Annotated in this window: 19 protein-coding genes; 13 read left to right on the forward strand and 6 right to left on the reverse strand. The window is 69.7% G+C overall.

Going from position 1 to position 25893, the window contains the following annotated elements; translation table 11 throughout:
• Positions 1-46 precede the first annotated feature (46 nt).
• Together ACIP6N_RS23625 and ACIP6N_RS23630 are read left to right on the forward strand one after the other, a co-directional pair.
• Positions 47-385: a WhiB family transcriptional regulator gene (locus ACIP6N_RS23625; RefSeq protein ID WP_401818825.1), complete on the forward strand. Its 339-nt coding sequence runs from the start codon at positions 47-49 to the stop codon at positions 383-385.
• 104 nt (positions 386-489) lie between these two features.
• Complete coding sequence (locus tag ACIP6N_RS23630; RefSeq protein WP_401818451.1) at positions 490-1896, forward strand: NADP-dependent succinic semialdehyde dehydrogenase; 1407 nt, start codon at positions 490-492, stop codon at positions 1894-1896.
• Between the two features lie 242 nt (positions 1897-2138).
• On the opposite strand, the gene ACIP6N_RS23635 is transcribed toward ACIP6N_RS23630, so the two are convergent.
• A complete protein-coding gene (locus ACIP6N_RS23635) occupies positions 2139-2489 on the reverse strand; it encodes a tetratricopeptide repeat protein (RefSeq protein WP_401818454.1) in 351 nt (116 codons plus the stop codon).
• A gap of 112 nt (positions 2490-2601) precedes the next feature.
• Here ACIP6N_RS23635 and ACIP6N_RS23640 point away from each other — a divergent pair, with 112 nt between their 5' ends.
• On the forward strand, positions 2602-3567 hold the full coding sequence (locus tag ACIP6N_RS23640; protein WP_401818455.1) for a pirin family protein: 966 nt from the start codon (positions 2602-2604) through the stop codon (positions 3565-3567).
• Between the two features lie 446 nt (positions 3568-4013).
• On the opposite strand, the gene ACIP6N_RS23645 is transcribed toward ACIP6N_RS23640, so the two are convergent.
• Positions 4014-4589 (reverse strand): CGNR zinc finger domain-containing protein, encoded by a 576-nt coding sequence (locus tag ACIP6N_RS23645; protein ID WP_401818458.1) that lies wholly within the window; start codon positions 4587-4589, stop codon positions 4014-4016.
• An 82-nt stretch (positions 4590-4671) separates the two neighbouring features.
• On the opposite strand from ACIP6N_RS23645, the gene ACIP6N_RS23650 reads away from it, so the two are divergent.
• From ACIP6N_RS23650 to ACIP6N_RS23680, 7 genes are all read left to right on the forward strand, one after another.
• Positions 4672-5844 (forward strand): epoxide hydrolase, encoded by a 1173-nt coding sequence (locus tag ACIP6N_RS23650; protein WP_401818461.1) that lies wholly within the window; start codon positions 4672-4674, stop codon positions 5842-5844.
• 1055 nt (positions 5845-6899) lie between these two features.
• A complete protein-coding gene (locus ACIP6N_RS23655) occupies positions 6900-9455 on the forward strand; it encodes a nitrate- and nitrite sensing domain-containing protein (RefSeq protein WP_401818463.1) in 2556 nt (851 codons plus the stop codon).
• A gap of 3 nt (positions 9456-9458) precedes the next feature.
• Positions 9459-9860, forward strand: coding sequence for a roadblock/LC7 domain-containing protein (locus ACIP6N_RS23660; RefSeq protein WP_401818464.1), 402 nt, complete (start codon positions 9459-9461; stop codon positions 9858-9860).
• Between the two features lie 139 nt (positions 9861-9999).
• A complete protein-coding gene (locus ACIP6N_RS23665) occupies positions 10000-11199 on the forward strand; it encodes an ABC transporter substrate-binding protein (RefSeq protein WP_401818827.1) in 1200 nt (399 codons plus the stop codon).
• Position 11200: 1 nt separating this feature from the next.
• A complete protein-coding gene (locus tag ACIP6N_RS23670; RefSeq protein WP_401818466.1) occupies positions 11201-13294 on the forward strand; it encodes a branched-chain amino acid ABC transporter permease in 2094 nt (697 codons plus the stop codon).
• Positions 13291-14100 (forward strand): ABC transporter ATP-binding protein, encoded by an 810-nt coding sequence (locus ACIP6N_RS23675; protein ID WP_401818468.1) that lies wholly within the window; start codon positions 13291-13293, stop codon positions 14098-14100. The genes ACIP6N_RS23670 and ACIP6N_RS23675 overlap by 4 nt, the downstream gene beginning before the upstream one ends.
• A gap of 10 nt (positions 14101-14110) precedes the next feature.
• A complete protein-coding gene (locus ACIP6N_RS23680; protein ID WP_401818470.1) occupies positions 14111-14839 on the forward strand; it encodes an ABC transporter ATP-binding protein in 729 nt (242 codons plus the stop codon).
• A 108-nt stretch (positions 14840-14947) separates the two neighbouring features.
• On the opposite strand, the gene ACIP6N_RS23685 is transcribed toward ACIP6N_RS23680, so the two are convergent.
• Entirely contained in the window at positions 14948-16165 is a 1218-nt protein-coding gene (locus tag ACIP6N_RS23685; protein ID WP_401818472.1) for an FAD-dependent monooxygenase, read from the reverse strand.
• Positions 16166-17096: 931 nt separating this feature from the next.
• On the opposite strand from ACIP6N_RS23685, the gene ACIP6N_RS23690 reads away from it, so the two are divergent.
• Together ACIP6N_RS23690 and ACIP6N_RS23695 are read left to right on the forward strand one after the other, a co-directional pair.
• Positions 17097-19508, forward strand: a complete 2412-nt coding sequence (locus tag ACIP6N_RS23690; RefSeq protein WP_401818474.1) for a hypothetical protein — start codon at positions 17097-17099, stop codon at positions 19506-19508.
• Between the two features lie 404 nt (positions 19509-19912).
• Positions 19913-20815, forward strand: coding sequence for a phosphotransferase family protein (locus ACIP6N_RS23695; RefSeq protein WP_401818476.1), 903 nt, complete (start codon positions 19913-19915; stop codon positions 20813-20815).
• A gap of 302 nt (positions 20816-21117) precedes the next feature.
• Here ACIP6N_RS23695 and ACIP6N_RS23700 read toward each other — a convergent pair whose 3' ends face one another.
• On the reverse strand, positions 21118-21393 hold the full coding sequence (locus tag ACIP6N_RS23700; RefSeq protein ID WP_401818477.1) for a helix-turn-helix domain-containing protein: 276 nt from the start codon (positions 21391-21393) through the stop codon (positions 21118-21120).
• 56 nt (positions 21394-21449) lie between these two features.
• Here ACIP6N_RS23700 and map point away from each other — a divergent pair, with 56 nt between their 5' ends.
• A complete protein-coding gene (gene map, locus ACIP6N_RS23705) occupies positions 21450-22217 on the forward strand; it encodes a type I methionyl aminopeptidase (protein WP_401818479.1) in 768 nt (255 codons plus the stop codon).
• 97 nt (positions 22218-22314) lie between these two features.
• On the opposite strand, the gene ACIP6N_RS23710 is transcribed toward map, so the two are convergent.
• Complete coding sequence (locus ACIP6N_RS23710; RefSeq protein ID WP_401818482.1) at positions 22315-23991, reverse strand: hypothetical protein; 1677 nt, start codon at positions 23989-23991, stop codon at positions 22315-22317.
• 8 nt (positions 23992-23999) lie between these two features.
• Positions 24000-25838: a flavin-containing monooxygenase gene (locus ACIP6N_RS23715; protein ID WP_401818484.1), complete on the reverse strand. Its 1839-nt coding sequence runs from the start codon at positions 25836-25838 to the stop codon at positions 24000-24002.
• Positions 25839-25893: the final 55 nt, after the last annotated feature.

Raw genomic sequence — 25893 nt, forward strand, 5'->3', positions numbered from 1 at the left:
GCGGGCGAGAAGCGATGAGGAGGACCTCATGACTGTGCGTTTGCCGATGGACCAACTCGACATCGCTCCGGACGCCGAGACGTGGCAATGGCTGAGCCGGGCGGCCTGCGTCGACGCCGACCCCGAGCTGTTCTTCCCGGTGGGGGAGTCCGGGCCCGCCAACGAACAGGCCGAGCGCGCCAAGCAGGTGTGCCACGGCTGCCCGGTCGAGAAGCAGTGTCTCGAATGGGCGCTCAACACCAATCGTACTTCCGGCGTGTGGGGCGGTACGGACGAGGAGGAACGCAGGAAGCTGCGGCGCCGCCACGACCGGCGCAGGAGTGCGCAGGGAACCCAGGCCCGCACCAGGCAGCAATCGGCGCCGGGCCGCTCGCGCCGTCCCTGAGCCGCGCTGTTCCGGCGCGCCGGGGCCCGGCACGCCCGTGTCCCGTGTTGCGCGTCCTGTCGGGTCGCGCGAGGGTCTGACTGTCGAACCAGGAGGAATCACTCATGCCCATCGCGACGGTCAATCCCGCCAGCGGGGAAACGCTCAAGACCTTCGACGCGCTGGGATCGGAGGAGATCGAGCGTGCCCTCGCCACCGCGCACGAGACGTTCCGGCAGTACCGCACCACCGGATTCGACGAGCGCGCGCGGCTGCTGACCCGCGCCGCCGAACTGCTGGAACAGGACGCGCCGGACGTCGCCCGCACCATGACCACCGAGATGGGCAAGCCGGTGGCGGCCGCCCGCGCGGAGGCCCTGAAGTGTGCGAAGACGATGCGCTGGTACGCGGAGCACGCCCCCGGTCTGCTGGCGGACGAGCATCCCACCGGCGCCGATGTGCGCGACTCGGGCGCCTCGCGGGCCTACGTACACTACCGCCCGCTCGGCGCGATCCTCGCGGTGATGCCGTGGAACTTCCCGCTCTGGCAGGTCGTACGGTTCGCCGCCCCGGCGCTCATGGCGGGCAACGTCGGTCTGCTCAAGCACGCTTCGAACGTGCCGCAGACCGCGCTGTACCTGGAAGACCTCTTCCGCAGGGCCGGTTTCCCGGAGGGCTGCTTCCAGACGCTCCTGGTGGGCTCCGGTGCGATCGAGGCGATCCTGCGCGATCCCCGGGTGGCCGCCGCCACGCTCACCGGCAGTGAGCCCGCCGGGCGCGCGGTCGCGTCGATCGCGGCCGACGAGGTCAAGAAGACCGTCCTGGAGCTGGGCGGCAGCGATCCGTACGTGGTCATGCCGTCGGCGGACGTCGAACGCGCGGCGAGAACGGCGGTGACGGCCCGGGTGCAGAACAACGGCCAGTCCTGCATCGCCGCCAAGCGTTTCATCGTGCACGCGGACGTCTACGACGCCTTCGCCGAGCGGTTCACGGCGGGGATGCGGGATCTGACCGTCGGCGATCCACTGGACGAAACCACCGACGTCGGACCGCTCTCCAGCGAGCAGGGCCGCTCCGACCTGGAGGAACTGGTCGACGACGCGCTGAGCCACGGAGCCACCGCGCTCTGCGGCGGACGCCGTCCGGAAGAGTGGACCCGGGGCTGGTTCTACGCCCCCACCGTGCTCGCCGACATCACCGAGAGCATGCGGATCCACCGCGAGGAGGCCTTCGGTCCCGTCGCCACGCTCTACCGGGTGGAGAGCCTGGACGAAGCCGTGACGGTGGCCAACGACACGTCGTTCGGGCTGAGTTCGAACGTATGGACCCGGGACGAGGACGACGTACGGCGTTTCGTGCGTGACCTGGAGGCGGGCGGTGTCTTCTTCAACGGCATGACCGCATCGCACCCGGCCCTGCCTTTCGGCGGTGTGAAGCGCTCGGGCTATGGACGGGAGCTGTCGGGGCATGGCATCCGGGAGTTCTGCAATGTCACCACGGTGTGGCACGGCGCGGATCCCGGCGAGGGGTAGTCACGTACGGAGCGGATGGCCATGTACGGAGCGGAACCGGCGACGCCCGGCGGACACCGCCGCCGGGAACGCGTGGGAGATGACCGCGGGCGAGGCTGGTGCCCCGGCCACCGGGGCCGACGAAGCGGGATCACAGCCGACGCGTTCCCGCGCGCCTCGCCCTCGTCCCGTATGTGGCTGCCTCGCCGCCCTGTGACGGGCCGGCCGAGGGGCCGTCCGGCGAGTGAACGGGGCGGGAGCACTCAGTCCGCCGCCGGGAACTCCCCGGACAGCGCGGCAGCCAGCCGCAGGTGAGGAGCCGCCTCCGCGTCCCGGCCCTGCCGCTCCAGCGTGCGGCCGAGCAGCAGCTGCGCGTACTGCTCCACGGGGTCACGCTCCAGCACGAGCCGCAGCTCTGCCTCCGCCTTCCCGAGCCGCGCCGAGTGGTAGTAGGCGCGGGCCAGCAGCAGCCGCGGAGCGACCTGCTCGGGGACCTCCGCCACCAGGCCGCCGAGGATGCGGGCGGCCGTGACGTACTCCTTGGCGTCGAAGAACAGCCGCGCCCGGTCCCAGCGCTCCGCCGCCGTTCCGAACTCGTAGTACGTGGTCTCCACTCGCCCTCCTCCGTTGCTGATGTGTCTCTCAACCGCGTGTTGTGGTTGAACATTCCACCATTCTTGATGTGTGTACCGCTTGCGCGACCGTGCGCGCGTTAGGTTGTGAGCCATGAGCAATCTTGACCGGCAGGCCACCCCCACCGTCTGCGGCGGTCGCGGCTTCGTGGTGGCGGAGCCCGTACGGGAACTCCTGAGCCCGCGCCGGGTCCCGCTGGGCGAGTCCACCGAGGTCCGCAGGCTGCTGCCCAACCTGGGACGCCGGATGGTGGGGGCGTGGGCCTTCGTCGACCACTACGGGCCCGACGACATCGCGGGCGAGCCCGGCATGCAGGTGCCCCCGCACCCGCACATGGGACTCCAGACGGTCAGCTGGCTGCACGACGGCGAGGTCCTGCACCGCGACAGCCTCGGCAGCCTCCAGACCGTACGACCGCGTGAACTGGGTCTGATGACCTCGGGCTCGGCGATCTCCCACTCGGAGGAGAGCCCGCGCGAACACGCCCGCCTTCTGCACGGCGCCCAGCTCTGGGTCGCGCTCCCGGACACCCACCGCCACATCGAGCCGCACTTCCAGCACCACGCGGATCTGCCCGCCGTCACAGGCTCCGGCCTGACCGCGACCGTCATCCTCGGCGAGCTGGACGGCGCTCTCTCACCCGGTACGACCTACAGCCCCCTGCTGGGCGCCGACCTCACGCTCACCGCGGGAGCGAAGGCCGGGCTGCCCCTCGACCCGGACTTCGAGTACGCGGTACTCGCCATGTCCGGCGAGGCGGAGGTCGACGGCGTACCCGTACTGCCGGGATCGATGCTCTACCTGGGCTGCGGACGCTCGGAGCTGCCTCTGAGGGCGGAGACGGACGCGGGCCTCATGCTGCTGGGCGGCGAGCCCTTCGAGGAGGAGATCGTCATGTGGTGGAACTTCATCGGCCGCTCCCACGAGGAAATCGAAGAGGCCCGCAGGGCGTGGACGGCCGGCTCCCGCTTCGGTGAGGTGAAGGGTTACGACGGCCCCGCGCTACGGGCGCCCGACCTCCCGCCGGTGACCCTGAAGCCCCGTGGACGAGTGCGCTGAGCTGGGGCGATCAGCTTGCGGCTGACCGCCGTCAGGTTTGTGGGCCGCTTCCCTCTCCCCGGGGAGGCGGGAGCCCGTTGCTGCCGGCCCGGTCCTGGGCGACGGGGCCGGCGGGCGTTCGCGCGTGGGATCAGGGCTGATCGAACGCTTGCTGACCCTTTGCCGGCTCTACTGACGAGAAATCATTTTGACGGGGCAGGTGGACGATCGGTCTCTCCGCGAGGCGGAGGTGGGAGGCGTTTCCAGCAGGTCTGTGACATTCACGCCTGACCGCCGGCACACCCGATGCGAAGAGTCGATGAAGGTCGCCGATCAGTAAACGCAGACGTACTGCCCGAGGACGTGATCGAAGGCGACGAATGGCCCTTGGCGGCCCCGTTGGGGTGCGCCCAACGCGACAGATGTGTCGCAGGCGCGAGGGTCACTTGGATGTGCCGACGTAACGATTACTCCGCTGATTTGAGGTTTTGGCGCTGGTTGGCATGGAAGCGCGCTTTCTTCTGGCGATTCCCACACGTGTTCATGTCGCACCATTTGCGGGTGCGGCTCTGGCTGGTGTCGAAGAAGGCTGCTCGGCAGGTTGGCGATGCGCACAAGGCCAATTTTCCGTCTCGTTCGCCCGCGATGATGCTGATCGCGTCGGCGGCGATCACGCTGAGGGCGTCTTCCACGCGGGAAGCCGAGCCGAGCAGCCATCGCCGCTCACCCTCGGGCGTCAGGATGGCCGCGGCCCGACCCCGGGCGCTGCAGTCATTGATGACGTGGACAGCAGGCGCGGGAAGGTCGTCCTGGATCGCGGCGGCTGTCGCAGCGGCGTGAATCGACTCCCTCAGTTCCCGGGCGAGGTCGAGTTGGGCTGTGGTGCAGGACGCCACGGTGAGGCCGTTCACCGCCAGCCAGTCGGCGAGTCGGTGTGGCACGGGAATGCGCTCCACAGCGTTGCCATGGCGCTCCGACAGGGTCCCCGTGAAGCTGGTCGCCAGCACGTTACCGAGGCGGAAGTCAGGGAACTCAGCGCGCATGGAACCACCTTAGCGGGTTGCGGCGAGACTCGGAGGGCTGTTAGAACCTTCTTAGCCGGTTCCACTATGGCCAGGAGGTCTCATGCCCCGTCCAACCAGTGACGTACGAGCATGTGAAGCCCACGCGACTGATGCCGACCTCGACGATCTGCGTGCACGACTGGCCGCGGCGCGACTGCCGGAGGCTGAGACGGTCCATCGCGCCGCGCCCGACCGCCATCGATGGGAGCAGGGTGTTCCTCTCGCCGACCTTGTCGATCTCGTCAACTACTGGCGCACCGGATACAACTGGCGGTCGTTCGAAACGCGTCTCAACCGGATCGGCCAGTTCCGCACGACCATCGATGATCTGGGAATCCACTTCCTGCACCGCCGATCCGCGCGTGCGGACGCCACTCCTCTGATCTTGACGCACGGCTGGCCAGGCAGCATTGCCGAGTTCGTCGACGTAGTCGACGAACTGGCGGATCCGAAAGACGCAGGCGCGCCGGCGTTCCACGTCGTGGTCCCGTCGTTGCCAGGCTTTGGTTACAGCGACAAGCCGGTCACCACCGGGTGGGGAACCGAGAAGATCGCGGCCGCATGGGTAGAGCTGATGGGAAGGCTCGGCTACCGCGAGTTCGCAGCCCACGGTGGCGACTGGGGAGGTGTGATCACCACAGTCCTCGGCGGCAGGTTCCCGGCACATGTTCTCGGCATCCACACAACGTTCGCGGAGGCACCACCCGGGCTGACAACGGACGGGCTGACGGCGGTCGAGCGCAAGTGGACCGAGGAAACCCGCGATTTCTGGCGCCACCGCGCGGCGTACGCGAAGCAGCAGGCGACCCGACCGCAGACCATCGGCTACTCGCTCGTCGACTCACCCGTCGGGCTTCTTGCCTGGATCCTTGACAAGTTCGCCGAGTGGTCGGACACCGAAGACAGCCCGTTCGAGACGATTTCCCGGGACAGCGTTCTTGATGACGTCACCCTGTATTGGCTGACGCGGACCGGGGCATCGGCGGCCCGTATTTACTACGAAAGCCACAACTCGCTCGATCCCGAACTTCGGGTCGACGTCCCGTCAGCAATCACTGTGTATCCCCGCGATATTGAGAAGTGTCCGCGCTCCTGGGCCCAGGAGCGGTACCGGCAGATCGTCCGATGGGGATCGCCCGGCATCGGGGGACATTTCCCGTCGCTGGAGGTTCCCGAGTATTTCGTCAAAGATCTGCAAGAGGGCCTCGCGGCAGTGCTGGCCGCTCATCGGTGACCGCGGTTGGGTGCCGGCGCTCGATCGCCGCCTGCTCCGGCCCGAGGCGAAGATGGCGTGAGGCATGTCGAGGTCCTTCGGATGGGCGGTGCGGGAAACTCCATCCCGGAGGGCCCCGACGCCCGCCCGTCTGCGCCCCGACCGCACCCTCAACTGCGAAGCCTTCGAGCTGAGGCTGGAGAAGACACGCGGTGTCGGTGATCCGGTTGGTGCGGCGGCGGACCCTCCGTAGCTGCTTCAGCTCCTCGTCCCGCCTGTCGGCGGCCCGCACCGCTTCGGGCATCGACCGGTGCTCTGGGCGGCGCGGGCCTTCCCCGCCCAGCCCCGCGGGGACTCCGAAATGACCCCGGGCTCCCGGGCGATCGCGGTCTCGGCCCGGCCCGATGACCGCGCGAGCTCGATCGCGTCCCGCTCGTACTCGTCCGCCACCCGCTTCGTGTACGTGCTTCCCGCCTGGCGCTGCTTCCTCTGGAACCTCAGATCCCGGTCTCCAGGTGTCCACGGTCAAGAGGAAGCTTCCGGTCTCACAACGCGTAACCATCGCAAGGGACTTGAAATCCTCCGAAACGTCATGAACGACTCACGGGGTATGAACCTTCGGGGCTGAAAGTGGGCCTGTCGCGGTGCGTCGTGCAAGCGGATCTAACCTTTTCGCAACGACGCAACGGGCTCGAATGACTGATCAAGTCGCCGAGCCGGGGCAGTTCATGAGCGGCCGGTGGGGCGTCTGTGGTTGCCGCCGCGAAGGGTTGGAGTGCTGGTCAAGCGGGGTTTGACGGACGTATTCGGCCAATGTCACCGGCCTCGGGCCGGGTTGTTGGCATGGCACTTGTGACCATGTTGGATCGATCTTGTTCTGATTCATGCGCGTATATTTTGGACGATGTCGCGTCCGTGGTCGCATGCTGCGGCATAAGATCAAGTCGCGCCACTGGGGCCCGTCCACACGGTGCACACAAAGTAGCCAGAGTCCCCAGCGACATCCCCCACAACCCGTTAACAGGTATCTGCGTGCCCCCGATACTCGGCAGCGGTTCCGGCGATGGAGCCGCACAGTGAAAATCAATCGTCGCCTCGTCCTGCTGGTCACCGCGCCGCTCACCGTGGCCGTCACCTTCTCGGTTCTGGCGCTCGCGCCGGCGACCAGCCAGGCGATCCGGGCCGACCAGCTGACCGCGATGGTCGATGTCGCGGCCGACGCGGGAGAGTTGACCCGTCAGCTTCAGAGCGAGCGGGTGGCAGCCACCGCGCTGGTCTCCAAACAGGGAGATTTGGATGCGTTTGGAGTAAGTACCGCCGCGACCGACAAGGCCGTCGGCGCATTCCGTGAGCAAGCCGGACGTCTGTCCGACGTGCCGGGCAGTGCACAGGGGGCGCTGGATCGTATCCGGCGCTTCATTGACGAGATGCCCGCCCTGCGCGCCCAGGTGCGCTCGGGCAGCAGCACCATCTCCGCGCTCGCCTTCCGCTACCGGATCGTGATCGCCGACCTGATCAACTACCGCGACGGCATCGCGCAGGCCAACGACGTCGATGCCGACATCGCGGACCGGATCCGTGCCGCGGCGGCCCTGTCCAAGGCGGCCGAGTACCGGGCCCAGGAGCAGGTCACGGTCATGAGGGCGCAGTCCGCCGGCGGCTTCACGATCGCCTCGCAGCGGACGTTCGAGAGCGGTCAGCTGGGCTACACCGAGTCGATCGGTGTCCTGTTCGACCTCGGCCCCGCCGAGTGGCGGACCTGGCTGGAACGCACGCTCTCCGGCCCGAAGGCGCTGGAGGCCCGACGGCTCGAGGACAAGATCGGGCTTACGGGAACGAGCCAGGACATCGACGTCACGCCGAAGCAGTGGCAGAAGGCGTCCGAAGACCGTCTGACGCTGCTGAGCGAGGTGGAGAAACGGATCGACGAGTCCGTCTATATGACGGTCGACGACGCGCGCTCCACGCTCCTCCTGAAGGCGGGGGCCGAAGCCGCCCTGGTGCTGCTGACCCTGGTCGGCGCCGTCTTCGTCGCCATCCGGCTGGGCCGCGTCATGATCCGCCGGCTGCGCGATCTGCGCAACGCCGCGCACGAGGTCGCCCACACCGGGCTGCCCGCCGTGATGGCCGAACTGTCCCAGCCCGGCGCACTGAGCGGCGCGTCGCCCGAGGAGATGGCCGAGCGGACCGGCGATCCGGTCAAGACCACGGGCGAGGACGAGATCGGCGAGGTCGGTGAGGCGTTCAACGCCGTCCACCACGAGGCGGTTCGTCTGGCGGCGCAACAGGCTCATATCCACGACCAGTTCGCCGAGACACTGGTCCGTGTAGCCCGCAGGGGCGCGCAGTTGACCACGGTCATGGTGTCCGAGCTCGACGCGGTGCAGCGCGACGAGGCCGACCCCGAGCGCATGAAGACGCTCTTCGCGCTCGACCACCTCGCCATCCGCATGGAGCGCAACACCAACAACCTTCTGGTGCTGGGTGGTTACGGGAACGCGCGAGTGCGTGCGACTGACATCGCCTGCTCCACCGTCATCGTGGCGGCCTCGCAGCAGATCGAGAGCTTCGACCGCGTGTCTCTCGGTGTCATCGAGTCAGGGATCGGTATCGCCGCCCGCGCCGTGCACGACGTGGCGCACATTCTGGCTGAACTCCTCGACAACGCGGCGCGGTTCTCGCCGCCGGACAAGCAGGTCGGAGTCGCCGTATGGCGGCTGGCGGACCGGGCGGTCGTGCAGATCGTCGACGAGGGCGTGGGCATCAAGGCGGAACGCCGCGCCGTCCACAACGCCGCGCTGCGCGAGCCGCAGGCGGGCATCGGCGACGTACGGTCCATGGGCCTGCACGTGGTGTCGCGGCTCGCCGCGCGTCACGGCATCCTCGTCGAACTGCGCGATTCGTCCGGCCCCGGCACCATCGCCGAGGTCACCCTGCCGGCGAACGTACTGGCCGCGGTCCCGCAGACGGCGCCGCCCGCGCCGCAGGGCGCGTTCGGCGAGGATCGTGACCAGGACAACAGCGGCAGTACAGCGCGCTACGAGGTGCGTCAGCCGAACGTGTCGCCGGGACAGCACGGCCGCAGGCAGCCCGCCGGAGTGGACGGGGAGCCCGACAGGAACGGCTACGCCGCCGGCACAACCGAGCGCCCCGGTGCTCCCGTCAGCAACGGCAACCGTCCCGGCGCCCCCGTCGGAGCCGGAACGGGCGCTACTCCCGGCGCGGGGGCCTACGCGACCGGCGGGTACCAGGACGGAACACACCAGAGGACGGCGCCCGCGGGCAGCGACTTCCGCGGCGGAGAATCCGGCGCCGCCCCCGGACAAGGGCACGGCGCCCCGACTGCTCCGTACCCCGTGCGCGACCCCGGGCGCGACGAGCCGGTCTCGCGCGTCGCCGGCGTCAGCTCCTCGGGACTGCCGCTGCGGCAGCGCAACACCCAGCAATGGCCCACCTTGGGCAACAAGGGCGACGCCGAACGACGTCCGGCAGCCGCCACGCCGAGGCCGTCGCCCCGCCGCCGGGACTCCCGGCAGGTCTCTGATGTCCTGGCGGCCTACGCCCAGGGAATCAACAGGAGCACAAACCACCGCGGGCGCTCCGCCAGCGACAACGACACCGAACGGAGCTAAGAAATGACCTCACCCACCGACCTCAGCTGGATACTGAGCGGTTTCGCCGGGCGCATCCCGGAAATCTCCTCGGCCATCGCGGTGTCCGTGGACGGCCTCGCCGTGGCCCACACCGGCGTGAGCCAGGACGACGCCGACCGGCTGGCCGCGATCTCCTCCGGAGTCGTCAACCTGCTTTCCGCCGCTGCTCGCGTGACGAACACCGATCCCGTGGAGCACAGCCTCACCGCGATGGAGGGCGGCTACATGTTCTCGATGGCCGTCTCCAGCGGTGCCTCGCTGCTGGTGACCACCACCAGGGACGCGGACATCGGTGAGGTCAGCTACATGATGTCCGAGCTGATCAACCAGGTGGGTGACTCGCTGTCTCCCCAGATACGCGACGCCAGCACGCTGCCCGGCTGATCGCCGGGCCGTCTCCTCACGACCGCACCAGCAGCCCCGTCCTTCCGGCCCGCACACGGCACCATCCGGCTCGCCGCCCGGCGAGCCGGCTCCAGGGCCGTTCCCGCAGTTCTGTCCACTCCACCTGATGAGAGCCGTCATGTTCTTCGACATATCCGTTTCACGCCGCCGTAGATTCCGGCCGGTCGGCGCCACCGTCCTCGTCCTCGGTCTGGCGGCCGGCGGGTGCAGCGGCGGCGGCGACGCCGGCGACGACACCGTGAAAGTCGGCCTGGTGGCCTCCCTGTCCGGCACGTACAAGCCGGTCGGCACCGAGCTGGAGGCCGGCTTCAAGCTCTACCTCGACACCCACGACAACAAGCTGGGCGGCCGCAAGGTCGAGCTGCTCGTGGCGGACGAGGGCGACGGTCCGCCGACGGCCGTTCCCGCGACCACCAAGCTGGTCAAGAAGGACAAGGTCGACGTCCTGACGGGTTTCGTCAGCGGTGGCTCAGTGGCAGCGGTGATGCCGCTGGTCAACCAGGCCAAGATCCCCTTCCTGGGGTCGAACGCCCGGCCGACCGTCAAGGACCTCACGCATGTGTGGACGACGAGCTTCCTCTCCGACGAGCCGGGCAAGGCCATCGCCCCGTACGTCAAGGAGAAGGTCGACGGACCGGTCTACGCGATCGGCCCCGACTACCAGGGCGGCTACGACGAACTGCGCGGTTTCACCGACGAGTTCAAGCGCATAGGCGGTGAACTCGCCAACCCGGACGGCAAGACCACCTGGACGCCGTTCCCGCAGACCACCAACTTCATGCCGTACTTCGCCAAGATCGCGCAGTCCGACGCCAAGGCGGTGTACAGCTTCTACGCCGGTAAGGCCGCGATCGACTTCGCCAAGCAGTACGCACAGTCCGACGTCGCCGACCTGCCGCTGTACTCGGCCTTCGTCACCGAGGGCAGTGTGCTCCAGGCGCAGGGCGACGCGGCGAAGGACATCTACTCGGTCCTGAACTACGCGGCCGACCTGGACAACCAGGCCAACCGTACGTTCGTCGCCGACTGGACGGCCGAGCACGACTCGCAGCCCACCACGTACGCGATGGCCTCCTACGACGCCGCCTCCGTCCTGGACAAGGCGATCGCCGATGCCGCGAAGCAGGGTGACGTGACGCCGCAGACCATCAACAAGGCCATCGCGGGCCTGGGACAGATCGACAGCCCGCGCGGCGCCTGGGAGTTCGGCGACAAGGAGCACTCGCCCGTGCAGGCCTGGTACCTGCGTCAGGTGCGGCCCGACGGCAAGCAGTTGGCCAACGTCGTGGTGCAGGACCTGGCGACGCTCGGCGGCTGACATGGGATCCCTCGATGCCCACCTCGTGCCGGCGGTGGACGGAGTGGCCTACGGGCTGCTGTTGTTCGTCGTGGCCGCCGGACTGAGTCTCGCATTCGGTACCGCCGGGGTGCTGAACCTGTCGCACGGCACGCTGTACGCGATCGGCGCCTACACGGGGGCCGAGCTGAGCGACGGGACCTGGGGCGGTCTCGCCCTCGGGCTGGCGGCCGGGACCGCGGCGGCGTGCGCCGCCGGGGCAGGTCTCTCCGCCGCGACCGCACCGCTCGCCCGGCGTGGGCATCTCGCACAAGCACTGCTGACGTTCGGGCTCGCCCTGATCGGCGGTGATCTCCTCATCCAGCTCTTCGGGGCGGACGAACTGCCCGTCCGCGTTCCCGGAGCGCTCGACTCCTCGGTGACGCTGCTGGGCCACCGGTACCCCACGTACCGGCTCTGCTTCATCCTGATGGCCCTGCTGCTCGCGGCGTTCGGCACCTGGGTGCTGACCAGGACCCGGGTGGGTGCGGCCGTACGTGCCGCCGCCGACGATCCGCAGATGCTGGCGGCCACCGGCCACAACCCCCGGGCGGTGCACACCGGCGTCCTCGCGGCGGCGGGTGCGCTGGCCGGTGCGGCGGGCGTGCTCGGGGCGCCGATCATCGGTCCCGGTCCCGGCACCTCCGAGAACGTGCTGATGCTGTCCCTCGTGGTGGTCGTCCTCGGCGGGCTGCGCTCGCTGTGGGCGACGCTCCTCGCGGCGATCGCCGTGGGCGAGGTCCAGACCCTGGGCGTCTCGGTGGCTCCCGGCCTGGCGCCCTACCTGCTCTTCGCCGCAATGGCGGCGGTCCTGGTCCTCCGCTCCCGACTCGCGGAACCGGCGACCGTGCACGGCCCCGAGGGAGCATCCTTTGACCCGGTGGCCCGGCTCCGCCGCCATCTCGCCGCGCGGCTCGGGCCGCGTCGGCAGGAGGCGGCTTCGGACGCGGGCCCTGCGGCTGACACGAAGTCCGTTGCGGAATACGCGGGTTCGGAGCCTCCGACGGCTTTCTCCGGCAAGCGCGGGGGTGCTCTCGCCTCGACCGGGTGGCTGTCGCGCGGGCCCGCGTGGCGACAGGCCGCTCCGTTGCTCGTGCTGCTCGTCCTGCTGATCGCGTTGCCGGGGATGCTCGACGCGTACAGCATCACGCTGGCCGGTTCCGCCCTCGCGCTGGGGCTGCTCGCGGTCAGCGTCACCATCCTCACGGGATACGCGGGACTGCCCACCCTGGGCCAGACCGCGCCGTTCGCCGTCGGCGCGTATGCCACCGCGAACCTCGCGGACGCCGGGTGGACCATGGGCCCGGTCCAGGTCGTCCTCTCGGCGCTCGCGGCCGCGGTCTTCTCCGTGGCGACGGGGCCCGCGGTGATCCGGGCGCGCGGCACCACCGTGCTGATGATCACGCTCGCCATCGGTGAGCTGAGCGGCGCGGTCATCAACCAGTTCAAGTCCGTCACCGGCGGCGCCGACGGTCTCGTCGGCTTCCCGTCCACGCAGGCGCTGTGGGGCGGGGAGGGGATGTCCGAGGAGAGCGAGGTCTACACCTACGCGCTCGTCGTCGCCGTCGTCGCCGTCGCCGTCACCCTGCTCGTGCTGCGCTCCCCGGCAGGGAAGCTGCTGACCGGCACCAGGAGCGCGGAGGCGCGGATGCGCGCCTCCGGGCATCCGGTGGGGCGTTATCTGCTGGTGGCGCACGTCTGCGCGGGTGCGCTGGCCGGTGTCGGCGGCTCGCTGATGGTCACCGTCCAGCAGTACCTCTCGCCCGCGGACGTGGGCTTCGAGATCGCCGCGTTCGCGCTGCTCGCGGCCGTCATCGGTGGTACGACGTCCGTGATCGGCGCCCTGCTGGGCGCCGGGCTGATCGTCACCACCCGTGACTGGGTGGCCAGTTCGTGGCCGGGCCACGGGCCGCTGCTGCTCGGCGCGCTGTTCGTCGCCGCGGTGTACCTGCTGCCCCGCGGCCTCGCCGGCCTGCGCGGGCCGGGCCGGAGCGGGCCGACGTCCGACGTGTCCCAGCGCGACGAGGGGCCGCAGGACGCGCCCACCCCGACCCTCGCCCGGAAGGTCTCCCCATGACGTCCGTACCGACCGTCGCACCGGTACCCCCGGTGCTGGACCTCACCCGCCTCACCCGCCGGTACGGCAGTCTCACCGCTGTCGACGACGTCAGCCTGCGGCTCCCGGTCGGCGCCCGGCACGCCGTGATCGGTCCGAACGGCGCCGGAAAGACCACTCTCCTCAACCTCATCGCGGGCACGGACAGGCCCGACCACGGCACGATTGTCCTCAGCGGTACGGACGTCACCCGTAAGGCCACTGCCAGGCGCAGCCGCCTCGGTATCGCCCGCAGCTTCCAACAGCCGACGGTCATACCCGAGTTGACGGTGCTGGACAATGTCGTGCTGGCCGGCTGGCCGCACCACCCGAAGCGCCGTGGTGCCTGGCGCAGCCCGTCCCGCCTGCGGTCGCACACCGAATCCGCTTTCCGTCATCTGACGACCGTGGGTCTCGCGGACATCGCCCACCGGACGGCCTCCACGCTCTCCCATGGACAGCGCCGCATGCTCGACCTCGCAGCCGCACTGGCGGGCGAGCCGCGCCTGCTGCTCCTGGACGAGCCGGCCGCCGGGCTGACCGATGGTGACATCGGACGGCTGCTCGGCATCCTCGGCGGTCTGCCGGCGAGCGTCGCGATCATCCTGGTCGAGCACCACGTCGAGGTTGTCGCCCAACTCGCCTCGACCGTAACCGTATTGGCGGCAGGACGGGTGCTCGTCACCGGACCGACCCAGGAAGCACTGGCGCACCCCGAGGTCCGCGACGTGTACCACACCGGCACGAAGGCCGACATGTCTCCTGCACCTGCCGACCAGAGAGGATGACCGGCCCCCGATGCTCGAACTCTCCGGCCTGACCGCGGGCTACCACGGCGGCACCGTTCTGCACGGGCTCGACCTGTCGGTCACCGCCGGCACGGTCCACGCCGTCGTCGGTCACAACGGCGCCGGCAAGACCACACTCGTCCACACCGTCGCCGGACTGATGCGCCCCAGCGCCGGCACCGTACGGCTCGACGGCAGGGACGTGACGGGGCAGCCCGCACACCTGATCGCCCGCGCCGGGATCGGTCTCGTACCGCAGGGCCGCCGCGTGTTCGCGAGGCTCACCGTCGCGGAACACCTGCGGCTGTCCCACCGTCCACCGCGCCGCGGTGACACCACACGCCCCAGTGTGTGGACGCCCGCGCGGGTACTGGAACTGCTGCCCAGGCTCGGCGAGCGCCGGGACAACCGGGGGGCGGATCTGTCCGGCGGCGAACAGCAGATGCTGGCACTCGCCCGCGCGCTGCTCGGCTCGCCGAGCGTGCTGCTGCTCGACGAGCCGACCGAGGGCCTCGCGCCCGCACTTGTCCAGCAGGTCCACGAGTTGGTGGTCACGCTGGCGGACGAGGGCATTGCCGTCCTGCTCGTCTCCCCGAGCCCGGCGCGGGCGGTCGAGTGCGCCCGCACGCTCACGGTGCTCACCTCGGGGCGGATGACACTGCGGCTCGACGGCGCGGACGTCCGGACAGACGCAGGCGCACTGCACGCCGCACTCGAACTGGCGCCGCAGGCAGGCTGAGCCGCGATCGGTGCCGGACCTGTGTGCGGCACCAGGGTCCGGGTGCGGTACCGGGCCCTGGTACGGGCCACTTCAGGTGAGGCGCCGCCCCCGGTACCGGTCCCGGGGCTACTCGGCCTTCATGCTGTGGCCGCCGAAGCCGCTGCGCCGGTCGGAGCCCTTGTTCTGGTCCTGCCACCACGCCTCGAACTCCGGTTGGCCCATGGCGGACCAGTCGGGGGTGTGCTCGACCTGCGCGCTGCCCATCCTGCGCGCGAGCGCCACCATGGCCGCCCCCACGGCGCCCCGGTTGGCGTCATACCTCTTCAGAGCCTCCCGCCAACTGTCCCCGGTCATAAGGGCCGCCTCCAGGGCGGTGGCGTCCTGGAGCGCCTTCACACTGCCGGCTCCGATGTGCGGGCGGGCGACGCTGGCGGCGTCGCCGACGAGCGCCATCCGCCCCGAGGTGTAGTGCGGCACCTCCAGGTCGTAGATGGGCTGGATGAACGTGGTCTCAGCGGGCGTGCCGAGGAGCTTCGCCGCCCAGTACGGCGGGAAGTGCTCGGCGACCAGGGCGCGCAAGTGCTCGGTGAGCTCCGAGTTGAGGCGGCCGGGCGGCAGGGAGGTCGGGATCTTCAGGTCGGGGTGGAGGCCGTCGACCTGCGGGGGCTCGGTGTAGAGCACCCAGTTCAGCAGGTGGCCGCCTGAGCCGTCCGGAATGCGGTAGGCCATGCAATGGCCCCCGGGGAAAACGATGTTGTGCGCGTCATAGCCGTCCGAGGGGAGACCGGAGACGTCCGGCGACGTACCGCGCCAGCCGATGTAACCGGCGTACGTCGCGCCGGCGCCGGGGAACATGGCCTCGCGGACGACCGAGCGGTACCCGTCGGCCCCGATCACGACGTCGAAGTGCTCCTCGTAGCCGTCCGCGAGCCGCAGCGTCCCGCCGTCGTCGTCCGGTTCCACGCCGGTCACCACCGCGCCGGAGCGGTAGGAGACCTCCTCGGGCACACAGCGGCGCAACTCGCTCCACAGAGAACCCCAGTTGTAGGCACGGAAGGGGAACGGCTGCTCGCCGAGGGCCCTGCCGTAGTGCGCCTCGCCGTCGCGCACGGACCACACCCGCCGGTTCAGCGGCGCCCAGGGCATCTCGGGGGCCACGTACCCGGCGTCCCGCAGCTCGTCGTACCGGTCGCTCTGGATACCGATTCCGACTCCCCTGTCACGGAGTTGAGCGTCAGCACGCTCGAAGACGGTGATCCTCTCGGCTCCGCCGCGCGCCGCGGCCAGGGCCGCGGCGCACCCCGCTATGCTGCCGCCGACGACCGCGATGCTGCCTCCACGCATGACTGGCTCTCCACTCACTTGGTGTTCCGGTCGCCGTTCCTGGCGCTGTCACGCCGGACGTGACCGGTCTGAAATCCCTCTGATTCGGCGCTCGTTGTCCCGCTTCCCGCGGCCGGCACCTGGTCAGGATCCTATCGAGGGACGCTCGGACAGCCGGCGGCGCACGTACTCCCGTGGTGCGTCCGGTGTGCGGAGCGGTGCGGGAGTACGTGCGGACCAGATCTGCCCTTCGAGGGCAGCCCGCTGAACGACAGGTTTAGGTCGCAAGACACCCGATGAATCTTCACCAGTGGCAGTTCGGGCAACGCCGAGAGCACGGGGTTGGCGAGCGTATGCCTCACGCCCTTGGCTGATCAATTTCCGAGGTCCGGGACGCCGTGCGCAGACCCTTGACAGGAAGAGCGGGCAGCCCGAGTATTCACCAAACATCGGATGTAAGCGCATGGACGGTCAGGCGCCCCGCTCGCCCCCACCCCACTCGCCGGAGGCAGGCTCTCAGACACTGGCGAGTCTTCCAGCGGACGCACTACCCGTTCGTCCTTCGATACCCGGGCTTCCCGATGCCGGAACTTCTTTGACGAACAAGCGTGTTGCCCGGCCCTCCGCGCCAACCCTCCGGACACCCAGAAGCAGCTCATCCGCACATGGGAAGGACCCGCCCGTGTCACCACAAGGTTCGATCACGCGGAGGCTGCTGCGCCGCGTCGGCCCGATCGCAGCAGCCCTCGGTCTGATTCTGACGGCGCCCGTAGCTCAATCCGCCACTGCCGCGCCCTCCGTGACGCTTTACGCGTCGCCGTCCGGGGCGGGTTCGGCTTGTTCCTCCTCGGCTCCGTGTTCCCTGTCCGGCGCCCAGCAGGTGGTTCGCGCCCGTCTTGCCGCGGAGCCTTCCGGGGACGTCAGCGTACTGCTGGCCGACGGTGTATACCGTTTGTCGAGTACCTGGTCCCTCGGCCCGGCGGACTCGGGTACGCCGGGTCACCCTGTGGTGTGGAAGTCCGCGCCGGGGGCGCATCCGGTGATCTCGGGGGCCTCGCAGATCACCGGATGGACGCAGCGCGGATCCAGCGGAGTGTGGTCCGCTCCGGTACCCGGCACCAGCGACAGCCGCCAGCTGTACGTCGGCGGCCATGAGGCCCCGATAGCGCAGGCGACACCGGCGAGCCTGGGATTCCGGGGCTCGTGGACCGGATCGTCGACGGGCTACACGATCTCCGGCGACCAGGCGGCCATGGCGTGGTTCGGGTCGCTGACCGCAAGCCAGGTGGCGGGAGTTGAGTTCGACTACCCCGGCGGCAACGGGCCGTGGACCGAGTCGAGGTGCCGGGTGGCGAGCTTCTCCGCGGCGGCCGGAACACTGAAGATGAGCCAGCCGTGCTGGACCGATGTGACGGCCCGGGCGTCCTTCGCGCAAGGCAGCGGTGGCCTGCCGTCCATGTCGACCAGCACGATGCCCGCGCTCGTCGAGAACGCGCAGGCACTGCTCGGTTCCGGGCAGTGGTTCCTGGACGGGGCCGGCGGCACGCTGTACTACAAGCCTTCCGCGGGCCGGCAGATGTCCGCCCTCGACGTGGAACTGCCGCACCTCGAGTCCCTGGTCCGGGGCGCCGGTACGCTCGCCGCGCCCGTGCACGACATCACCTTCAGCGGTCTTCAGTTCTCGTACGCGACCTGGAACGCTCCCTCCACCGCCTCCGGGTTCGCCGACGTGCAGAGCAATCTGCGGATGACCGACGCGAACAACCAGGGCATGTGCACCTTCTCCACTCCCGCGGGAAGCTGCCCCTGGGGATCGCTCACCCAGCCCCTGGCGAACGTCTCGTTCACCGCTTCCAAGAACATCACGCTCACCGGCAACCGGTTCGCCGAACTCGGCGGCGCCGGGCTGAGCGTGATGTACGGAGCGACCAACACCCTCATTCAGGGAAACGAGTTCACCGACACCGCCTCCACCGCGATCCTCCTCGGCTGCACCTACGACCCGCTGCCGACCGACCCGTCCGAAGCCGCCGGGATCAAGAAGAATTGCACTCCCGATGGTGCGGCCGACCGGTACGACCGCGATGCGATCGGCACCAACGAAATCCTGACCGGTACCACCGTGGCGGACAACGTCATCCATCACATCGGCACCGACTACTCGTCGGCCAGCGGGATCACCCTGCTGTTCTCGCAGCACACGACCATCACCCGGAACAACCTGTACGACCTGCCCTACACCGGCATCACAGCCGGAGTCGTCCAGGGACACGTCGACCAGGCCACCACCCCGCAGAACAGCACGAACATCAACAGCTCGAACACCATCAGCGACAACATCCTGCACGACTACCTGTCCGTCCGAAGCGACGGCGGCGCCATCTATGTCGAAGGGCACCAGGCGCAGTACGTGTTCCAGGCGGACGGAAAGACGGTCGACCCGGTGCAGACCCTGGCCAACGGCCTTCAGGTCACCGGCAACATCGCCTACGACGGTCCGTCGACCAACTTCACCTACTACGACGACGCCGGCTCGGAATGGGTCAACTGGCAGGGCAACGTCGCCTTCGGCGCCGGCGACAGCGCGCAGGGCGGCTGCAGCCCGACGGGCCACTTCTGGATCACCGGCAACTACTTCTCCGCCGGCATCCAGTCGTACCCGTGCGCCCAGCCCGTCGACACGCACGCGAGCGGGAACACGACCATCCCGGCAACCCCCAAGCCGGCCGACCTCCCCAGCGCCCTGCTGCGCGCGGCGGGCGCGGGCTCCGGATCCTTCACGCCGGTCCTCTCCGTCCCCGCGAGCATCTTCTACGTGTCGCCCACGGCCGACGCGACGCAGGTTCTCGTCGCCGGCGAGGGCTTCGGCCCGGCAACGCCGGTCTATATCGGCACCGCCGCGGTCGGCGATGTGACCCACCTGTCCAGCGGATTCATGCTCGTCCCGGTTCCGGCCGGCACCTCGGCCGGGCAGATCTCCCTCACTCCGCAGGTCCCCGGGTCGATCCGGCTCAACGACGACGACAGCACCGTCACGTACAGCGGGTTCGCGTACGCGGGCGGCCGCTCATACGGCGACTACCGCAATGACGTCCACTACGCGACGGACAACGGGTCGACCGCGTCGCTCACCTTCACCGGTACCACGATCACGGTGTACGGCGAGCAGTACACGGACCAGGGAAACATCGGTGTCAGCATCGACGGCGGGCCGCGGCAGGTCGTCAGCACACTGCCGAGCGACGGCGCTCGACACGCGAACGTCGCGGTGTACACCTCCGGTCCGCTCTCCTCGGGCACACACACCATCGTCGTGACCAAGCTGTCCGGTCAGTACAGCACCCTCGACGGATTCACCGTCTGAGGGCGAGCGATCCGGCCTCGACGCGGCACTGACCGGGAGAACTCGCGTCCTGTGCCGCCACCACTGTGCCTGGCACTCCCTCCACGGGGTGACAGGCACAGTGGTGGCAGGCGGCGGCTGCATCGACGGGCGCCCCGGAGGATCAGGCGGCTCTCGACGCGCCGGCCGCATACGGTGAACTCTGATTCGGCCCGTGTGCTCAGGCTTTACGGGCGAGCAGGTGAATCCCCTGGAACTGCCGCCGGTCGGTGGGCTGGGGAGGCCCCGGGCACGAGGAGCGGAGCACCGTCGCCGTCGCCGCCGGTGAAAAGCTTTTGTGCGTGCCGTCGTCCGGATGATGGGGTGGCACGGTGACCAACCACGATGATGAGGCGGCGGCTGTCCGACCGTCGACACTGGCCTGGGTGAGCCGACACCTGGAGAGCGGCGAACGGGTCGTCGGAACGGAGGCGCTGCACGGCGGCATCACCGCCGAAATGCGGCGGCTGACCATCGGCGGGCCGGACGGAGGCACCCACGAATTGGTGTTACGGAGCTTCGTCGACGTGGAGCACGCCGAGGAATGGCTGAACAGAGAGGCCGGCGCCCTGACCGTGCTCACGGGGACCGCTGTGCCGGCGCCTGGACTGGTCGCGGTTGATGCCACCGCCGCGCATTGCGAGCATCCGTCGCTCCTCATGACACATCTGGCGGGCCGGACAGTCCTCGACGACGAGGGATTGGAGACGCGCGTCCCTCTGCTGGCCCGTCAACTGGCGGCGATCCACGCGCTGCGACCGGCCGAGCGGCCGCGGGAGTACGCGACGTTGACGACCGCAGACACCGTCGTGACTCCGAAGGGCGCCGACACGGCGGCATGGGCCGCGGCCATCGACGTGATCCGCAAGCCCGCGCCGCGTTATGAAGGCCGGTTCCTGCACCGGGACTTCCACCCCGGCAACGTGCTCTTCGATGCGCCGTCCCCAGGCGCGGCAGGTGCCCGGATCACCGGCGTCGTCGACTGGGCGGCGACCTCCTGGGGCCCGGCGGATCTCGATGTCGCCCACTGCGCCACCAATCTGGCGCTGCTCCACGGCCCGGCGTGGGGGCTGCGGTTCGCCGATGCGTATGAGGAGGCCGGCGGGGTGCTGGCTGCGGCCGCGAACGAGCGGCTGTACTGGCTGGTGCGCGACGGGCTGGCGTTCTCAGAAGAGGTGCAATTGGTGGCGCGGCCATGGCGGGAGGCGGGGAGGACGGAGCTGACGACGCGAGCCGTGGAGGAGCGGCTGGACGCCTACGTCACGGTCCTGATGGACGCGCTGGGCTGAACCGAGGCGTTTCGCGGCGCGAGCGCGGCGACCGACCGCCCTTGTGGCCACCTCGATCCGAGCAGCGGCATCGCCTCGCCGTGAGCATGGCCCGTGATCGTGACCGACCTCAGAACCCGGCGCCATCGACGCGCCCGAAAGCCCGGACAGGGCCGGCTCGGCCCGGTCCTGACAGCCGCCGGACTTTCGGTGCTCGACCTTGACGCTGCGGCAGGGTTTCTACTGGAGGTATACGCCGAGGGCGGGCATCCCCGCGCGAGGTCGGGGAACATCTGCCTGTCGGACGGCAAGCCTCCTCCCGCTCACGCCGACATGGCCCGGACCTCGCTGTCGGCATCCTCCGCGCAGGCCGCGGCCAGGTCGTCCAGCGACAGGTTCAGCGCATGGGCCAGGGCCGCCACGGTGAAGAAGGCCGGGGTCGGGGCCCGGCCGGTCTCGATCTTGCGGAGCGTCTCCGCTGACACCCCGGCCGCCGCCGCCACCTCCACCATGCTGCGGTCGCCGCGGACCTCGCGGAGCAGGGCGCCGAACCGCTCTCCACGCTGCCGCTCCTGCGGGCTCAAAGGAACTCTCACCATGCCTGTGATACTAATACCGGTATAAAAATTGGGTCGCATCGCAGGGAGCACGACACATGGTGGAGATCAAGACCGACACGGCACTGGAGAAGATGCGTGAAGCCGGACGCGTCGTGGCCGAGGCCCTTGAGGCCACCCGCCGAGCGGCTGCGGTGGGCGTCAGTCTGCGTGAACTCGACGAAGCCGCCCGCACCGTCCTGACCAAGGCCGGAGCGCGCTCTCCGTTCCTGGGCTACCAGCCTTCCTTCGCCCCGACGCCCTTCCCGGCGGTCATCTGCGCCTCCGTCAACGACGCCCTCGTGCACGGCATCCCCACTGACTACCGCCTGCGCGACGGCGACCTGGTCAGCATCGACTGCGGAGCCGAACTCGACGGCTGGACCGGCGACGCCGCGATCAGTTTCACCGTCGGCACCCCCCGCCCCGCCGACCTGGAACTCATCGCCGCCACCCAGCGGGCACTGGACGCCGGTATCGCCGCCGCCACCGTCGGCCACCGCATCGGGGACATCGCCCACGCCGTGAGCACCGTAGCCCACGCCGCCGAGTGCGGTATGCCGACCGACTTCGGCGGCCACGGCATCGGCCGCCAGATGCACGAAGATCCCCACGTGCCCAACCACGGACGGCCCGGCCGCGGCTTCCCCCTGCGCCACGGTCTCACCCTCGCCATCGAACCCATGCTCATGGCCGGAGGGCGCAACGAATACCGCACCGACCCCGACGGATGGACCCTGCGCACGATCGACGGCAGCCGCGCCGCCCACATCGAACACACCATCGCCATCACCCAGGACGGCCCCCGCGTCCTGACCCTGCTCTGACCTCGGACCGGGTGCACACGCCGGCCCTCTTGATCCGGGTCCCGCAGGTACGCCGACGGCCCCCGCGGACACATCCGCAGGGGCCGTCGGCCGTGCGTCAGCTGCGGTCGGCGGCTCCGGACGCCGGGTACAGCCTGAGCAACGATCCCTCGCCGTTGGCGGACAGCAGAAGCGAACCGTCCGGTGCCGAGGCGAGGCCCGCGAAGAGGGCCGGGGAACCGGGCATGCCGTTGGTGAACAGGGCGACCTCGGCGCGCGGGAGCAGGCCGGGCGGCGGTCCGACCGCAAGGTCCTCGACCTCGACCCTGGTCTCCCCGGTGATGAGGGAGACGGCTTTCAGCGCGCGGGCCCCGGTGTCCACCGTGAACAGGTCCGTGCCCTGGACCGTCAGCCCCTGCGGCGCTCCGAGTCCGTCCGCGACGGTCACCGTACGGCCGCCGTCGATCCGCAGAACCGCGCCGAGCCGGTCGTCGCTGACGTAGCAGCGCTGCTCCGCGTCGAGAGCGACGTCCACCGGGTGGTCGAGCCCTTCCGCGAGCACGGTGACGTTGTCCGCCGCGTCGATGGCCAGGACCCGGCCCGCGCCCGCCTCGGCGACGATCAGCGTGCCGTCCGCCCCCACCGCGATGCCCAGAGGCTGGTCGAGCCCGGTCGCGCGTACGCGGGTGGTCCTGTGCTCGGGATCATGGGTCCGCACGGAGCCGTACTGGGACGTGAGGTGCAGGAGTCCGCTGTCGTCGGCGGCGATGCCGTGCGAGAAGGGCATCAGGTGCCGGGTCACGGCCCGGCCCGGCTGTTCCGCATGTGCGCCGGGTGCCCGCTCACTCCCGCCGGAGTCATCCGGGCTCGCGAGGCGGTAGTGATCGGCCGCGTGGACCGTGCCGCCGAGGTCGATCGTCACGCCGTACGGTCCGACGAGCCCGCCGCGCACGATCTCGCGTGTGCGGCCGTCGGGGTGCATCTCCGTGACACCGCCGCCCGCGAAGCTGGAGACGAACATGCGGTTCTCGGCGTCGAACGCGGCGTTGTCAAGACCGACGACACCGCTGGTGACGGTCGACCGGGACCCGGTGCCGTGGAGGTCGATGCGGGTCACGATGCCGGCGACGCCGCGGGACAGGACGAGCATGACGCCGCCCCGGTCGAAGCGGACGGCGACCGGATCGTGCACGTCGCGCGCCACGACCTCGGGCGCGCCTCCGTCGACGGGAATGCGCCAGACCTCGTTGGTCACCATGTGCGGGTAGTACAGACACCCGTCCGGACCGATCTGCATCGCGTTCCCGAGAGCCAGCCCCTCGGTCAGCACCACCGGATCGCCGCCGTCCGGGAACAGTTCCAGCAGACGCCCGTTCATCCTCATCTCGTTGACGAACAGCCGGTCGCCGACGCAGGTGATGCCGTTGGGCACCTTCACCTGATCGGACACCAGGGTGTAGTCCCCCTCGGGGCTGCGGCGCCACACCCTCCCGGGGACCAGGTCCGCGATGTACATCGAACCGTCGGCCCCGAACGCGAGGTCGTCCGGCGACTGCACGGGACCGTCCATCGGGACCACGACATCCACGTCCCCGGTGGTGGTGTCCACGGCGCTGATCTGCCCGGCGAGGAACTGGGCCGCGTACAGGCGTCCGTCCGGGCCGAAGGACACACCGTTCGAACCCCACAGCGGGCTCGGCGTGTTGAGCCTCCGGGGCTTCCACCGTTCGCTCGTGGGCCGGCGGCGGCCGGTCGCGTCGAACCGACTGGGCCGCGCCGTCTCAGAGTCGTTCATCCCGGCGCTCACTTGGTCCCGACGACATCGTCCATGCCGCCGTCCTCGCGCCAGCGCTTGAGCAGGGCGTGGAACGCGACCGGCCCGTCACCGTACGACTGGCTCCGCTCCCTGGGCTTGCCCTCGTTGTTGTAGTAGCCGGGCGTGCACTCCGCCTGGAAGGCGTACAGGTCGTGCGCCTTCTCCCGGATGGTGTCGACCCAGGCGGCCTCGGCGGCGGCCGTCGGCTCGACGTACGGTGCCCCGCGCTTACGGGCCTCCGCTACGACTTCGGCGACGTGAACGGCCTGTTCGTCCAGGATGTGCACGTAGTTGACCGCGCTGGCGTTCTGGAGCGAACCGAGCTGGAAGAAGTTGGGGAAGCCGTGGCTGTAGAAGCCGTGCAGTGTCTTCGGCCCGGTCTTCCACGCCTCGGAGAGGGGGACGCCGTCCCGGCCGTACACCGGGAGCTGTCCGGCCAGGACGCCCGAGGCACCGACCTGGAACCCGGTCGCGAAGATGATGCAGTCGACCGCGTACTCCTTTCCGCCGACCACCACGCTGTGCTCGGTGATCCGCTCGACGCCATGGCTGTCGGCGGTGTCGACGAGCGTGACATTGGGCCGGTTGAACGTCTGGAGGTAGAAGTCGCTGAACGTGGGCCGCTTGCACATGTAGCGGTACCAGGGCTTGAGCGCCTCGGCCGTCGCCGGGTCCTCGACCGTGGATTCCACCCGGGCGCGGATCTCGTCCATCTTGCGGAAGTCGGCGACCTCGTCGAGCCGTTCCCGCTCCTCCGGCTCAAGCTCCTGGAACGCGCCGGTCGGAAGGAGCTTCTGCTGAAGCCTGGCGCTGCTGGTCCAGCCGTCGTTGATCATGTCCTCCTCCACCCGGCCACCGGTGACGAGCGTGAGGAAGTTGTCGCGGCGGCGCTGCTGCCATCCCGGAGTCAGCGTCTCGGCCCACTGCGGGTCCGTGGGCCGGTTCCCGCGTATGTCGACCGAGGAAGGCGTGCGCTGGAACACGTAGAGGTGCCCGGCGTCCTCGCCGAGGTGCGGTACGCACTGGATGGCGGTCGCGCCGGTGCCGATGAGGGCCACGCGCTTGCCGGCCAGCCGGTGGAGGTTCCCGTCCGCGCTGCCACCCGTGTAGGCGTAGTCCCAGCGGCTCGTGTGGAACGTGTGTCCCTTGAAGCTCTCGATACCGGGGATGCCGGGCAGTTTCGCCTGGGTCAGCGTTCCGCTGGAGATCACCACATGGCGTGCCCGCATGCGATCGCCGCGATCCGTGCCGACCAGCCACTCCAGCGCGTCGTCGTCCCAGCGGAGTTCGGTCACCTGCGTCTGGAAACAGGCGTCCCGGTAGAGGTCGAAGTGGCGCCCGATCGCCCGCGCGTGCTGCCGGATTTCCTCCCCCGGCGCGTACTTCCACTTCGGGATGTATCCGATTTCCTCGAGCAGGGGCATGTAGATGTACGACTCGATGTCGCAGTGGATGCCCGGGTACCGGTTCCAGTACCAAGTACCCCCGAAATCACCGGCCTTCTCGATCATCCTGATCGACTCCACGCCTGCCTGGCGCAGCCGCGCTCCGGCGAGCAGACCGCCGAACCCGCCCCCGATCACCACGACGTCGACCCGGTCCTCCAGCGGGTCGCGGTCGAACTCCCTTTCCACGTAAGGGTCATCGGCGTAATAGCCGAACTCGCCGTCGACGCGCTGGTACTGCCCGTTGCCTTCGGGGCGGATCCTGCGGTCGCGCTCCGCACGGTAGCGGGCGCGCAACGCCTCCAGGTCGTAGCCCGGTTCCCCGGTGGTGTGCGGCGCGGAGCCGGCCGCGCCGGGGGAGGGGGTGTGGGGGAGAGACATGCCTGTCCTCGTTCCTGTCTGTACTGGAAGGGCTTCGGGCTGGGGGGACTTGGGA

This window comes from Streptomyces sp. NPDC088725, assembly GCF_044751305.1.
GTDB lineage: Bacteria > Actinomycetota > Actinomycetes > Streptomycetales > Streptomycetaceae > Streptomyces.